This is a genomic window from Brevundimonas basaltis (genome assembly GCF_014202075.1).
GTDB lineage: Bacteria > Pseudomonadota > Alphaproteobacteria > Caulobacterales > Caulobacteraceae > Brevundimonas > Brevundimonas basaltis.
This window is the reverse complement of sequence record NZ_JACHFZ010000004.1, coordinates 248,928-262,773: the sequence shown is the minus strand read 5'-3', so window position 1 is coordinate 262,773 and position 13,846 is coordinate 248,928. Positions and strand designations below refer to the sequence as shown.

At 69.6% G+C, this 13,846-nt stretch carries 10 protein-coding genes and 1 other RNA gene; 5 read left to right on the top strand and 6 right to left on the bottom strand.

All coding sequences use genetic code 11. The features are described 5' to 3' along the window. Positions 1-142: 142 nt before the first annotated feature. Positions 143-236: signal recognition particle sRNA small type (gene ffs, locus HNQ67_RS10905), an RNA gene on the bottom strand. A 57-nt stretch (positions 237-293) separates the two neighbouring features. Between ffs and nudC the strand changes: the two genes are divergently transcribed. Next, positions 294-1,223 carry an NAD(+) diphosphatase gene (gene nudC / locus HNQ67_RS10900; RefSeq protein WP_183255268.1) on the top strand — a complete coding sequence of 310 codons (930 nt, stop codon included), beginning with the start codon at positions 294-296 and terminating at the stop codon, positions 1,221-1,223. Here nudC and HNQ67_RS10895 read toward each other — a convergent pair. Further along, positions 1,220-1,639 carry a hypothetical protein gene (locus tag HNQ67_RS10895; protein WP_183255267.1) on the bottom strand — a complete coding sequence of 140 codons (420 nt, stop codon included), beginning with the start codon at positions 1,637-1,639 and terminating at the stop codon, positions 1,220-1,222. The genes nudC and HNQ67_RS10895 overlap by 4 nt on opposite strands. 128 nt (positions 1,640-1,767) lie before the next feature. After that, the gene (locus HNQ67_RS10890; RefSeq protein ID WP_183255265.1) at positions 1,768-2,490 is read right to left on the bottom strand and encodes a 3-deoxy-manno-octulosonate cytidylyltransferase; all 723 of its coding nucleotides are present in this window, start codon (positions 2,488-2,490) and stop codon (positions 1,768-1,770) included. 149 nt (positions 2,491-2,639) lie between these two features. Between HNQ67_RS10890 and HNQ67_RS10885 the strand changes: the two genes are divergently transcribed. Both HNQ67_RS10885 and HNQ67_RS10880 read left to right on the top strand, forming a co-directional pair. Then, complete coding sequence (locus HNQ67_RS10885; protein WP_183255263.1) at positions 2,640-3,377, top strand: c-type cytochrome; 738 nt, start codon at positions 2,640-2,642, stop codon at positions 3,375-3,377. A 398-nt stretch (positions 3,378-3,775) separates the two neighbouring features. Continuing rightward, a complete protein-coding gene (locus HNQ67_RS10880; protein ID WP_183255261.1) occupies positions 3,776-6,595 on the top strand; it encodes a M16 family metallopeptidase in 2,820 nt (939 codons plus the stop codon). 57 nt (positions 6,596-6,652) lie between these two features. On the opposite strand, the gene HNQ67_RS10875 is transcribed toward HNQ67_RS10880, so the two are convergent. From HNQ67_RS10875 to HNQ67_RS10865, 3 genes are all read right to left on the bottom strand, one after another. Next, positions 6,653-7,672 (bottom strand): NAD-dependent epimerase/dehydratase family protein, encoded by a 1,020-nt coding sequence (locus tag HNQ67_RS10875; RefSeq protein WP_183255259.1) that lies wholly within the window; start codon positions 7,670-7,672, stop codon positions 6,653-6,655. 53 nt (positions 7,673-7,725) lie between these two features. After that, positions 7,726-9,801, bottom strand: a complete 2,076-nt coding sequence (locus tag HNQ67_RS10870; RefSeq protein WP_221247856.1) for a glycoside hydrolase family 97 protein — start codon at positions 9,799-9,801, stop codon at positions 7,726-7,728. 115 nt (positions 9,802-9,916) lie between these two features. After that, positions 9,917-11,545: an alpha-glucosidase family protein gene (locus HNQ67_RS10865; RefSeq protein ID WP_183255255.1), complete on the bottom strand. Its 1,629-nt coding sequence runs from the start codon at positions 11,543-11,545 to the stop codon at positions 9,917-9,919. Between the two features lie 221 nt (positions 11,546-11,766). On the opposite strand from HNQ67_RS10865, the gene HNQ67_RS10860 reads away from it, so the two are divergent. Next, on the top strand, positions 11,767-13,059 hold the full coding sequence (locus HNQ67_RS10860) for a sugar MFS transporter (RefSeq protein ID WP_183255253.1): 1,293 nt from the start codon (positions 11,767-11,769) through the stop codon (positions 13,057-13,059). Positions 13,060-13,158: 99 nt separating this feature from the next. Then, a complete protein-coding gene (locus HNQ67_RS10855; protein WP_183255251.1) occupies positions 13,159-13,746 on the top strand; it encodes a hypothetical protein in 588 nt (195 codons plus the stop codon). Positions 13,747-13,846 lie beyond the last annotated feature (100 nt).

Genomic DNA, 13,846 nt, shown 5'->3' with positions numbered 1-13,846 from the left:
GGGTCTGTCGGACGCCGGTGCGGCCGCTTCGCCCCTCCACCCCTTCGGGGTCCCCCTCCCCACTGCGTGGGGAGGAGACAGGCGCGCACCCGCTCAAGCAGCGAGCGACCGCGTCGCGAGCGTTAGCGCACGAAAGAGGGAGGAGGGTGGAGACCGCGACCCGAAGGGGAATTCGTTGTGGCTGCTGCCTTCCGGCCCTGACCAGGTTGGCGAAGCCTTCGCCCGCGATCTCCGAGACCGGATATGACGATTCCGGGTCGCGGATGCAAGCGGCGCCTTGCTAGACAGGCCCCATGCCCCTCCCCGCCCTGAACACCTTCGCCGGCAATCCGCTCGATCGGGCGGGGGAGCGGCGGAACGATCCGGACTGGCTGGCGGCGCAGGGGGCGAACCCGGAGGCGCTGGCGATGGTGCTGTGGGAAGGGCGGCCGCTGCTGGAGGCGGGGGGCGAGCCCCGGCTGGCCTGGCTGCCGATGGCGCAGGCAAGGGCGACGGCGCTGGACCGGGAGCTGTTCCTCGGGCTGTGGAAGGGCGCGCCGGTGTTCGCGGTCGAGATCGAGGGCTCGGTCGATCCGACGGCGGGACCGCTGCGGGGCGTCGGACAGTTTCACGAGATGCGCGAGGCGGCGATGCTGCTGCCGGGCCCGGACGCGGCCATGGCGGGGACGGCCAAGTCGCTGTTCGACTGGCGGCGGCGGCACGGCTTCTGCGCGGCGTGCGGGATCGAGAGCCAGGACGCCTGCGGCGGCTGGAAACGGGTCTGCCCGGCCTGCGGGAGCGAGCATTTCCCGCGCGTCGATCCGGTGACTATCATGCTGGCGGTCTATCTGGGCGGAAACGAGCCGCGCTGCCTGCTGGGGCGGCAGGCGAGCTGGCCCGAGGGGCGGATGTCAGCGCTGGCGGGATTTCTCGAGCCGGGCGAGACCATCGAGGAGGCCTGCGCGCGCGAGATCGCGGAGGAGGCGGGGCTGACGGTGACGGCGGTGCGCTACCACTCCAGTCAGCCTTGGCCGTTCCCGTCGCAGCTGATGATCGGCCTGGTCTGCGAGGTCGATTCGGAGGACGCCGCGCCGGACCAGACGGAGCTGGAGGCGGTAGCGTGGCTGACGCGGGACGAGGCCCGGGCCTGTCTGGCGGGGACGCATCCGACCATCAAGGCGCCGCCGCCGATCGCCATCGCGCGGACGCTGATGCAGGCGTGGGCGGACGGGTTCGAGGTCTAGCGGAAGACGCCGACGCCCCAGTCGCATTGCCCGGTGCAGGCCTCCATCAAGACCTCCACGGAGTAGCGCCCGGCCGCCGCTTCCTCGATCACCACCATGGGTATGTCGTCCATTTCGACATCCCGACCGAGTTCACGGCCCGAGGCGTCGCGAACGATGAGGTCGAGATCGCTGCAGCCGCCATCGCACACGCCGACGAATATGGCCTGGCCGCCGGACACGTCGAGACGGGCCGTATGCTTGCCGCCCGTAGCGAGCCGGCCCGCGAGCCGCGGGACGACTTCCGAGACCCCGAACTCGCCGGGAATGGCGTCAAGCTGGGCCTTCACCAAGCCGCCGCCCGATCTGTCCTGCGCGACAGCGGGGGCGCCGAGCATCGCCAAGGTGACGGTCGCGACCGCAAGGAATTTCATCATCGGAGCCCCCCATTGGGCGAAAAGGTTCGGGAAATCGGATGGATATCGGTTCTGGCCGATGCCTGTCGCCGACAATGTCGCAGAGACCAATGCCCCGCAACTGACAAAACCTCGCGGCGGAGGCGAGGTCAGGTCCGGGCCCGCGCCGCCACCAGATCGGCCGGATTGTCGATCGACAGGGGGGCTTCGTCGATAACGGCGGCCCAGATCTGCAGGCCCATTTCGAGGGCGCGGAGTTGCTCCAGCTTCTCGCGGCGCTCGAGCGGCGAGGGCGGGGCGGCGCAGAAGCGTTCGAGGGCGGCCCGGCGATAGCCGTAGAGGCCCACGTGGCGCCAGACGGGGCCGTCGCCGTACAGGGTCGAGCGGGTGAAATAGAGGGCGCGGCCGTGGCGGGCGCCCTCGGGCAGGGCCAGCACCGCCTTGACCACGTCAGGATTGGCCCGGTCGGACAGGTCGGCTTCCGAAGCGACGAGGGTGGCGATGTCGCAGTCCGGTTCGGCCTCGAGCAGTCCGGCGCAGGCGACGGCGAGGTCGGGGTCCGCGAAGGGCATGTCGCCCTGCAGGTTGATGACCGCGTCGTGGCGGCCGTCCGGATCGAGGGCGTCCAAGGCCGCGCGGATGCGGTCCGACCCGGACGGCAGATCGGGATCGGTGAGGACGGCGACGCCCCCTGCGGCCTCGACGGCCTCGACGATCTCGGGGTCGCCGGCGGCGACGGCGACGGGCAGGCCGGAGGCCGCGGCCTGGCGCCAGGCGCGGACGATCATCGGCTGCCCGCCGATGTCGGCCAGAGGCTTGCCGGGCAGGCGGGTCGCGGCCATCCGCGCGGGGATCAGAACAAGGGGGTTCATCGATGCATTCCTGCCTGCGACGCCCCGACGCCGCCACGGGCGTTCGGGGCCGGTTGCGAAGGCCGCGCTAGCGTGTAAGAGACGCCCACGCAAGAATTCGCCCGACCGCCCTCGTGGCCGGGCCTCAGGAACGGGATGCGACGACGCGCATGAGCGGCGATCTGAACGGAAACAAGATTCTGGGCGCCGTGCTGGCCACCGCCTTCGTCATCGTCGGCGTGCAGCAGGTCACGGGCGCGATTTATCATAGCGAAGCGCCTGAAAAGATGGGCTATTTCGTCGACGCGCCGGAAGAGGCCGCCGGCGGAGCCGCCGAGGCCGTGCTGCCGCCCGACTGGGGCACGGTGCTGCCGACCGCCGATCTGGCCGCGGGCGAGGCTGCCTTCGCGCGCTGCGTGGCCTGCCACACCATCAACGCCGGCGGCGCCAGCGGCACCGGACCGAATCTGAATGGCATCGTTGGCGGGGCCGTCGCCGCGCGAGGCGGATTCGCCTATTCCGACGCGATGAAGACCCACGCGGCCGAAGCGCCGACCTGGACCTACGACCAGCTGGACCAGTTCCTGACCGCCCCGGGCCGCCACGTGCCGGGTACCAAGATGTCGTTCGCCGGCATCCGCGACACCCAGACCCGGGTCAATCTGATCGCCTGGCTGCGTTCGCAGGGCTCGGGCGGCTACGCCGTGCCGGCGCCCGACCCGGCCCGTCAGCCGGGCGCGGCTCCGGCTGAAGGCGAGACGCCGGAGGGCGCGGCCGTCGAGGCCGGCACGCCGACCAGCGGCCTCGGTCCGCAGGTTCCGGTCACCGGCGCGGCCGGACAGTCGACCGTCCAGGAGTCGCCCGCGGCCCCATCGGCGGCGACCAGCGGAACCGCCAGCCCGCGCTGAGCGCGAAAGCAAGGCTGAAAGACGTCCAGCGGGGGCCCGTGATCGCGGGCCCCCGTTTTTTGTCGGTGGTCGCCTCTGCGCCCCGCTGCCGCCGCCTCCAGACGCTCGGGCCGTCGTCGTATTTCAACGCCGCTTCATCCAGGCCGCGGCACGGGCGGAACGGCGCTGCAGCGGGCAAGGCATGCCGCGCTTCTCATATATCCCGCCAGCCAGGCTGATGAGCGGAGGTGGAGAGACGCTAATTGCGCAAGGAAATTCCGCGAGTCTTCGCAGCTGCGAAGCCGCGCGGCGTCCGGCTGCGTCGATCCGGTCTGATTCCGCCCTTGCCAAGTCACCGCCGGGCGCCGCCACTATGCGGTTCGCGCCGCCGGGCGCCGGTCCTTCAAGGGGGTTTTCTCATGCGCACCAATCGTCTCGCCTTGCTCGGAGGGGTGGCCTCGGCCGTCCTGCTGGCCACCGGGGCACAGGCCCAGACCCCGGCCCTCGCCGGCGAGGTCGCGGCCGCGCCGGCCGTGGCCGCGCCGCAGTCGCGTCAGCAGCTGGCGCCGCTGCCCGACGTCGACATCCCCTTCACGAAATTCACCCTCGACAACGGCCTGACCGTGATCGTCCACGAGGACCACAAGGCTCCGATCGTGGCGGTGAATATCTGGTACCACGTCGGCTCGAAGAACGAGCCCGCGGGCCGCTCCGGCTTCGCCCACCTGTTCGAGCACCTGATGTTCAACGGGTCGGAGAACTACAACACCGACTTCTTCAAGGGCACGGAACTGCTCGGCGCGACCGACCTGAACGGCACCACCAACAGCGACCGCACCAACTATTTCCAGAACGTGCCGACCACGGCGCTGGATTCCATCCTGTGGCTGGAAAGCGACCGCATGGGCCACCTGCTCGGGGCCATCGACCAGGCCCGGCTGGATGAGCAGCGCGGCGTCGTCCAGAACGAGAAGCGCCAGGGCGAAAACCAGCCCTATGGCCGCGTCTTCAACGCCGTCACCGCCGCCACCTGGCCCGATGAGCACCCCTACGGCCACACCGTCATCGGCTCGATGGAGGATCTGAACGCCGCTGACCTGGAGACGGTGCAGCAGTGGTTCCGCGACTACTACGGCGCGGCCAACGCCGTCATCGTGCTCGCCGGCGACATCACCCCGGAGGTGGCGCGCGAGAAGGTTCAGCGCTATTTCGGCGACATTCCTTCGGGACCGCCGGTGACCCAGCCGCGCCGCATGGTGCACCGGATGCAGGGCGAGCAGCGCGAGGTCATGTACGACCGCGTCGGCCAGCCGCGTCTCTACAAGGTGTGGAACATAACACCGACCGGCGAGGCGGACACCGACTACCTTGGCATGGTGGCGGACGTGCTGTCCTCGGGCCGCTCGTCGCGCCTCTACAAGCGGCTGGTCATCGACGAACAACTGGCGACCTCGGTTCAGGCCAGCGCCAGCGGCCGCGAGCTCGCCGGCCAGTTCTTCGTGATCGCGACGGCCAAGGCGGGCGGCGACCTGGGCCGCATCGAAGCCATCGTCGACGAGGAGATGGCGCGCCTGCTGCGCGACGGGCCGACGGCCGAGGAGCTCGAGCGGGTTCGCACCCAGACGGCGGCCGGCTATATCCGCGGCCTGGAGCGCATCGGCGGCTTCGGCGGCAAGTCGGACCGGCTGGCGGCGTCGGAGGTGTTCCTCGGCGACCCCGGCGCGTGGCGCGAGAGCTATCAGCGCGTGGTGGCGGCGACGCCCCGTAACCTGACCGACGCCGGCCGCCGTTGGCTGACCGACGGCAGCTACAGCCTCGAGGTGCTGCCCTTCCCCGACTACACCACCACGGCGGGCGTCGACCGCAGCGCGGGTCTGCCGGCGCCCGGTCCCGCCCCGCTGGCCGAATTCCCGGCGATCCAGAGCGGCACGCTGTCCAACGGAATGAAGGTGATGCTGGTCCAACGCGAAAGCGTGCCGACCGTCTCGATGAATCTGATCCTCGACGCCGGGGCGGTGGTCGATCCGGACGACAAGGCCGGCCTCGGCCAGCTGGCGCCGCAGGTGATGACCAACGGTACGGACAGCCTCAACGCGCTCCAGATCAGCGACCGGTTGCAGCTGCTGGGCGCCACCCTTGGGGCCGGGTCGGGGACAAACTCCACCAGCGTTTCGATGACCGCCCTGACGGCTCGGCTCGACCCATCGCTCGACCTCTACGCCGATGTGATCCTGAACCCGGCCTTCCGGGCCGATGACTTCCAGCGAGTCCAGGCCCAGCAGATCGCCGGCATCCAGCAGGCGCGGCGCAACCCGGGGGCCATCGCCCGGATGACGCTGAACCGCGAACTCTACGGGCCGGGCAATCCCTATGGCCGTCCGAGCTCGGGCACCGAGGCGACGGTGAGCTCGATCACGCCCGCCGACGCCGAAGCCTGGCACAGCACCTGGTTCCGGCCCGACAACGCCACCCTGGTGGTGGTCGGCGACGTCAGCCTGGCCGAACTGACGCCCCGGCTCGAGCGGGCCTTCTCACGCTGGCAGGCCCCGTCGACGCCGATGCCCGCGAAACCGGGACCGGCCGACGCGCCGGACGCGGCCGGGCCGCCGCGCATCCTGATCGTGGATCGCGCGGGACCGCAGTCGACCATCCTCGGCGGCCGGGTGGTCGATGCCTTCGATCCGGCCCGCGAGCCGGCCATTGAGACCATGAACACGGCGCTCGGCGGTTCCTTCACCAGCCGCATCAACATGAACCTGCGCGAGGACAAGGGCTGGTCCTACGGTGCCGGCGGCGGCGTACCCTTCGGCCGGGGCGAGCGGATCTATTCCGTCAGCGCCGGAGTCCAGTCGGACAAGACGGCCGAGAGCCTGGCCGAACTGCGCCGGGAGTTGACCGAGGTGGTCGGCTCTCGCCCGCTGACCGGCGAGGAGATCGCGGCGGCCCGCGCCAATATGGTGCAGGGCATGGCCGGCAACTGGGAAACCAACGCCGCCATCGCCGGAGAGCTTCAGAACATGGTCGTCTGGGGCGTGCCGCAAAACTACTACGACAGCTACGCCGAAATCGTCTCGGCCATGGACGCGCAGCGGGCGACCGAGGCGGCGCGGGAAATCGTCGGGACGGGGCCGACAACCTGGGTCGTGGTCGGCGACCGCGCCACTATCGAGCCGAAGATCCGGGCCCTGAACATCGGCGAGGTGCAGGTCGTCGACGTGGACGGCAATCCCGTCCCCTAGGCCGGCATGGACGACATGGACGGGCGGGGCCGGCGACGGCTCCGCCCTTTCGTGTGCCTAGACGCCGTAGAAGTCGCGGTACCAGTCCACGAAACGCTTCACCCCGACCTCGATCGAGGTCGAGGGGGCGTAGCCGAGGGCGGCCCGGGTCTCGGTCACGTCTGCCTCTGTGCGGGCGACGTCGCCGTCCTGGACCGGCATCAGATTCAGCTCGGCCTTCATGCCCAGCGCCTCCTCCAGTACGGCGATGTAGCGCATCAGCTGTTCGCGGCGACCGGCGCCGAGATTGAGGATGCGCCACGGGGCGACGCCGCTGGTCGAGGGGTCGGGCATGGCCGCGTCCCAGTCGGGGTCGGCCGCGGCGGGACGATCCAGCGCGGCGATCACGCCATCGACGATGTCGTCGACATAGGTGAAGTCGCGCTCCATTTCGCCATGGCCGTAGACGTCGATGGGACGGCCTTCGAGGATGGCCCTGGTGAACTTGAACAGGGCCATGTCGGGCCGGCCCCACGGCCCGTAGACGGTGAAGAAGCGCAGGCCCGTCGAGGGGAAGCCGAACAGGTGGGAGTAGCTGTGCGCCATCGCCTCGTTGGCGATCTTGGTGGCGGCGTAGACGGTCATCGGATGGGCCACGCCCTGACGCACCGAGAAGGGCAGGGCGCCGTTAGCCCCAAAGGCGGAGCTGGTCGAGGCGAAGACCAGATGCTCGGCCTGCACCGCCCGCGCGCCCTCGAGCACAGTCAGGAAGCCGACAACGTTCGAATCGACGTAGCTCTCCGGATGTTCGAGGCTGTAGCGCACGCCGGCCTGGGCCCCGAGATGGACGATGCGGCGCGGCGCGTGTCCGGCGAACACGGCCGTCATGCCCGGGCGGTCGGCGAGATCGAGGGTGTGGTGGATGTAGCCGGGCTCGGCCTGCAGCCGCTCGAGCCGGGCCTGTTTAAGCGCCGGGTCGTAGTAGCTGTTCAGATTGTCAACGCCGATGACGGTCTCGCCGCGGGCCAGCAGGCGCCGGGCGGTGTGGAAGCCGATGAAGCCGGCCGAACCGGTAAGGAGGACGGGGCCCTTGCTCATCCGTCCTCGTTACCGCCCGCGGCGAAGAACTGCCAGCGCCGGCGCGTTTCGATTCAGCGCCGCACCCGGCCGAGCGGGACGAAGCGGATGGCCTGGCCGCCGCCGGGGGCGAGGCGCAGGGTCAGGACGTCGGCCGAGGTCACCTCGCGGGTCGAGATGTCGATGGCCGTGCGGTGGGTGGTGTAGTTCGCGCCCGGTCCGTCGGCATAGATCTCGGCCCGGTAGCGGCGGCCCGGGTCGAGGAAGGCCAAGGGGGCGGTGAGGATGCGCGGGTTCTCGTCGGTGATGGAGCCGAGGAACCATGCGTCGGAGTTCCGGTCCTTGCGGACGATGGTGACGAAGTCGCCGACCTCGCCGCTCAGCACCCGGGTCTCGTGCCAGTCGACGGCCACGTCCTTGATGAACTGGAACGGGGCGGGGTTGGCCTCGTAATTCTCCAGCAGGTCGGCGGCCATCTGGATCGGACTGTAGATGACGACATAGAGGGCCAGTTGCTTGGCCCAGGTGGTGGCGACGCCGGCGGGGACCCGGGTCTCCATGCCGAAGATTCCGGGGGTGAAGTCCATCGGCCCGGCCAGCAGGCGGGTGAAGACGAGGTTGGGCTCGTGCTCCGGCGGATTGGCCGGCTGGCCCCAGGCGGCGTACTCCATGCCGCGCGCGCCCTCGCGGGTGATGGTGTTGGGCCAGGTGCGGCGCAGGCCGGTGTCCTTGATCGGCTCGTGGGCGTTGACCGCCACCTGGTATTTCGCCGCCGTCTCGACGACCGTCTGATGATGCCGGGCCATGGCCTGGCTCTCGTGCCAGGCGAGGGCGGACTGACCGTCAGCGGTGGCGACTCGGGCCCCGCCGGCGTCGGCGACATAGCCTGTCTTGACCGTGTGCCAGCCGAAGCGCCGCATCAGGGCGAAGGCGTCCTCGAGCTGCTGTTCGTAGAAGAAGGCGTTGCCGCCAGTCTCGTGGTGGCCGACGATCTCGACGCCCTTCGAGCGGGCGTAGGCGGCGACGCGCTCGATGTCGAAGTCGGGGTAGGGCTGGGTGAAGCTGTAGCCCCAGCCGGTTCCGAACCATTCGCCGTCCCAGCCCACGTTCCAGCCCTCGACCAGCACCCCGCCGAAGCCGTGCTCGGCTGCGAAGTCGATGTGGCGCAGGGTGTATTCGGTGGTGGCGCCGTGCTTCGGACCCGAGTTCCAGCTGCGGGTGTCGAGGTGCATGTCCCACCAGATGCCGATGTATTTCATCGGCTTGAACCAGCTGACGTCGCCCAGTCTGTTGGGCTCGTTGAGGTTCAGGATCAGGCTGGATTCGACGAGGCCGCCGGCCTGGTCGGCGATCTGGAGCGTGCGCCACGGCGTGTGGAACGGCGCCTCGCGCACCACGGCGGCGCTGGTCAGACCGGGGGTCAACATGGCGCGGAACTTGCCGCCCTCGACCCGGCGCAGGTTCATGCCGGAATAGTCGACCAGCGCCGCCTCGTGGATCGACAGATGCGTGCCGTCCTCGAGCCGCATGGTCAGCGGCGTTTGGCTGACCCCGACCGCCGAGATCGGGGTCTTGTTGTACAGATATTCCGCGCGGTTGTACTCGAAGGCGGGCAGCCACCAGGCCGTGCCGGCGTCGACGATGTTGAACTCGGTCAGCTCGGCGCCGATGCGGACGGTCTCCAGATTGTCCTGCTCGGGGAATTCGTAGCGGAAGCTGAGGCCGTCGTCGTACAGGCGGAAGACTACGTCCATCCGCCGCATCAGGCCCCAGCGCTCCTGAAACTGGAGGCGCAACTCGGTGTAGCGGTTGCGGATGAAGCGCCGTTCGCCCCACGGCTGCTCCCAGGTGTCGTCGTGACCGGTGACGGTCTGGTCGAGGATGCCGAAGGCGCGCTCGAGCTTGCGGGCGTCGGTGAGCAGGAAGCCCAACCGCGAGGGCGCGATAACAGGCTTGCCGAGGCGGTTGACGGAATAGGCGACGAAGCCGTCCTTGTCGGCCGTCACCTCGACGGAGAGGACGCCCCCGGGTGAGGCGGCGGTGGCGGAGCCCGGCTGGGGCCCGGCCGTGGCGGCGTCCTGGGCGGCGGCGGGGGCGGGAAGAGCGGCCACGGCCGCGCCGGCTGTGATCAGTGAACGACGGTCCAGCATCGGGGGCGAACTCCACGCAAACGGTCTGGCCGGACGCCGCGAAGCGGCGCGGGCGGCCATCGTTTGGCGGATATTCCCCGGCCTTGCCATGCGCGGGAAACCAAACGTGAGAGGATCAGGGCGCGCCGGAGAGGACCAGGCCGGCCATCGGCGGCGTGGCGGCGGCGCCCGCGGCCTCGACATTCACCGCCTCTACGAAGCGCCAGCCGGCCGGGGGCTTCCAGTCGACAGGCCGGTCGCCCAGGTTGAACACGCACAGAAGGCGTTCGCCGCCGAGGGTGCGCTCGAAAGCCAGCAGGCCGGGCGCCGCATCCACCAGCCGCATCTCGCCACGGGTCAGGGCCGGATGAGCCTTGCGCAGGGCGATGAGCCGTCGGGTCAGCTGCAGCATCGAGGCCGGGTCGGCCTCCTGCCGGTCGACGGCAAGGGGGAGGTGACGCGGATCGACCGGCAGCCACGGATCGGCGGTCGAAAAGCCGGCATGGGGCCGGTCGCCGCTCCAGGGCATTGGTGTGCGCGCGCCGTCGCGTCCCAGCGTCTCCGGCCAGTTGGCGATGGCCTCCGGATCCTTGAGCCGTTCGAACGGCACCTCGGCCTGGGGCAGGGCCAGCTCCTCGCCCTGGTAGATGAAGACGTTGCCGCGCAGGCACATCAGCAGCAGCATGGCCATGCCGGCGAAGGCGGCTGGATCGCGATCCCCTGCCCAACGCGAGACGGCCCTGGGCGCGTCGTGATTGGAGAAGGCCCAGGAGGGCCAGCCCTGCCCGTCGCGGCCATCCCAGGTGTCCGCAGCGTCGCGCACAAGCCGGGCCTCGAGCGCCGGGGCGTAGAGGTAGAGGAAGCCGTAGGCGGTGTTCAGATGGTCGTCGCCGGCGGTGAAGGCCTGCATTTCGGCGTCGGGCCGATCGCCCGGCACCTCCGCCACGGTAAAGCGGCCGCCGTATTCGTCGGTCAGGGCGCGGACCCGCTTGAGGAAGTCGACGATCCGAGGGTGCGACTGGTTGAAGATCTTGTCCTGAAAGTCGAACGGCCGGGTCCGTTTTCCGCCCGGCGGCAGAGGCGGGTTGTCGCGCAGCAGGGGATCGTGCATCGCGAAATTAAGGGCGTCGAAGCGGAAGCCGTCGACGCCGCGGTCCAACCAGAACCGCGCCACGTCGAGCAGGGCGTCCTGCACCGCCGGCCGGTGCAGGTTCAGCTGCGGCTGCTCCGGCAGGAAATTGTGCATGTAGTACTGGCCACGCCGGGCGTCCCAGGTCCAGGCCGGGCCGCCGAACACCGACTGCCAGTTCGACGGTGGCGTGCCGTCCGGCCGGGCGTCGGCCCAGACGTACCAGTCGGCCTTCGGGTTGCTGCGTGACTGGCGGCTTTCCCGGAACCAGGCGTGCAGGTCGGAGGTGTGGGCGACGACCAGATCGGTGATGACGCGCAGACCCAGCCGGTGCGCCTTGTCGACCAGGGCGTCGAAATCGGCCAGCCTCCCGAAGATTGGATCGACGTCGCAGTAGTCGGCCACGTCGTAGCCGAAATCCTTCATCGGCGAGGTGAAGAAGGGCGACAGCCAAACGGCGTCGACGCCCAGCGAGGCGATATGGTCGAGATGATCGACGATCCCCTTGAGGTCGCCGACGCCGTCGCCATTCGAGTCGGCGAAACTGCGCGGATAGACCTGGTAGATGACCGCGCCGCGCCACCAGTCAGCGGCGTCGGACTCTGTGTGCGGTGCTTCGGGATTCCGGACGGTCAAGCATTCCTCTCCACGGCCCGGCGACGGACCACCGATGTTGAACACCACGCGGGCGCCGCCGTCATCCCCTCAAACCGAGGGATGGACCGCCCGCGACAGGAGATCGCGCGGCCACTTTTCGTTACGGCGCCCGAAAACGGCTGGACGCGGACCATTCGATGATGAAACCGTTTCCACCAAACACTGCGCGCGTGGGACGCACGGCCACCTTGGGGAGAGAGATGACCGATACGCAAACGCCGGCGGGCCGCGGGACCACCCTCGCCTTCGCCTATGTGACCACCCTGTTCTTCGCTTGGGGCTTCGCCACCTCGTTGATCGACCCGTTGATCGCGGCGGTGCGCAAGGTGTTCGATCTCAGCACCGCCGAGGCCATGCTGACCGCCTCCGCCTGGTTCATCGCCTATGCCGTGGTGTCCGTGCCGGCGGCCGCCGTGCTCAGCAAGCTGGGCTACAGCCGCTCCATCATTTCCGCCCTCGCCGTGATGGTGCTGGGCTGCCTGATCGTCCCGGTGGCGACGATCATGGACTGGTACCCCGGCGTGCTGATCGCCCTGTTCGTCATCGCCTCGGGGGTGACGCTGCTGCAGGTGGCGGCCAATCCGCTGGTCGCGGCGCTTGGCTCCAGGAAGAGCTCGCACGCGCGGCTGAATTTCTCGCAGTTCTTCAACTCGCTCGGCACCACGGTGGGACCCTATCTCGGCTCGACCGTGCTGCTGACCGGCGGCGTCTTCGCCGCCGGTGCGGTGGTCACCACCGCGACCCGCGCCGAGTCGCTGCGCAGCATCGACATCGCCTTCCTCGGTCTCGGCGCATTTTTCGCCGTGGTCGCCTTCTTCATCTTCACCGCCCGCAAGAAGATCAATGCGGCGGCCGCAGGCGCCGAAGAGGCCGGCGGCGTGGCCTCGCCGCTGAAGGCCTTCACCTCGCCCTGGGCCCTGTTCGGAGCGCTGGCGATCTTCATCTATGTGGGATCCGAGGTGACGATCGGCGGCCTGCTGACCAACTTCCTCGCCAGCCCGACCATCCTCGACATCCCGGAGGCGGACGCCGGGCGCATGGTCAGCCTCTACTGGGGCGGCGCCATGGTCGGCCGGTTCATCGGGGCCCTGCTTCTGACGCGCGTCCGCGCCGGGGTGCTGCTGACGGTCAACACCGCCGCGGCCGCCATCCTGTGCCTGGTCGTGACGCAGACTTCGGGCGAGACGGCCGCCTATGCGGCGATCGCCGTGGGCTTCTTCAACTCGATCATGTTCCCGACCATCTTCACCCTGACGCTGGAGCGTTCGGGAGCTCCTGCGTCCGCGACGTCGGGCCTGCTGTGCACCGCCATCGTCGGCGGGGCCGTGCTGCCCTATATCGCTGGCCGGATCGTCGACGACGCAGCCGCCTACTTCAACCCGGCCTTTTATGTGCCGCTGATCGGCTACGTCCTTCTGACGGTGTTCGCCATCGCCTGCGCCCGTTCCCGTACGTCGGAAGCCGATGTGGTGGCCAAACCTGCGCCGCACTGATCTTCAACGATCAAGCGTTGTGAGGGCCGTCGGGGCATCCCCGGCGGCCCTTGCACGTTCAGCCCGGCGCGTTCCACAGTGCGCCTGTCCGGAGACCACATGACCCGCAGCCTGTTCCGCTCGCTCGCTCCCGCCCTGTTGCTGGCTCTGATCGCTGGCCACGCCTGGGCCGAGGTGACCGTCACCTTCTACGCCCACCCCGGGGCGCGAATCCGCGGCGGCGATCTGCTGTTCCCGCACGCCTATGTGCATGCCGAAGGGACGGTCGACGCTACGGGCGAGCCGGTCGACTGGGCGGCCGGTTTCACGGCGAAGAGTCCCGGACCGCAACTGCTGTTCACTCGCGGCGACGGCGTGGTGGCCAGCCCGGACGCCCGCTACGTCGACGAGGGCCGGCCGTTCCTGACCCTGACCCTCGATGACGCCACATGGTACGCCCTGAAGGCTCGCGCCGAGTGGTGGAACACGCCCGAGGGGTCGGTCTACGATCTGAGGCGGCGCAACTGCATCACCTTCATCGCCGACCTGGCGCGGTTGGTCGGGCTGCGCACCGCGCCCGAGCCGTCGATGAAGCCGGGGACGTTTCTGGAGGCCACGGCGGCCCTGAACCCCGCGGCGGCGTGGCGACCTGAGCCGGTCGGCCCCGTTCAGGCTCCCGCCACGCCGGGCGTCGGCGCCTCCGGGTGAGGCGCGCCGTGCCCGGCGACCCGCGCGAAAGCCTGCCCGTCGGCGATCTCATGAAAATGATTGCAGATTTCACGTCTGCGCCCCTAGAGTTTTGGAACAG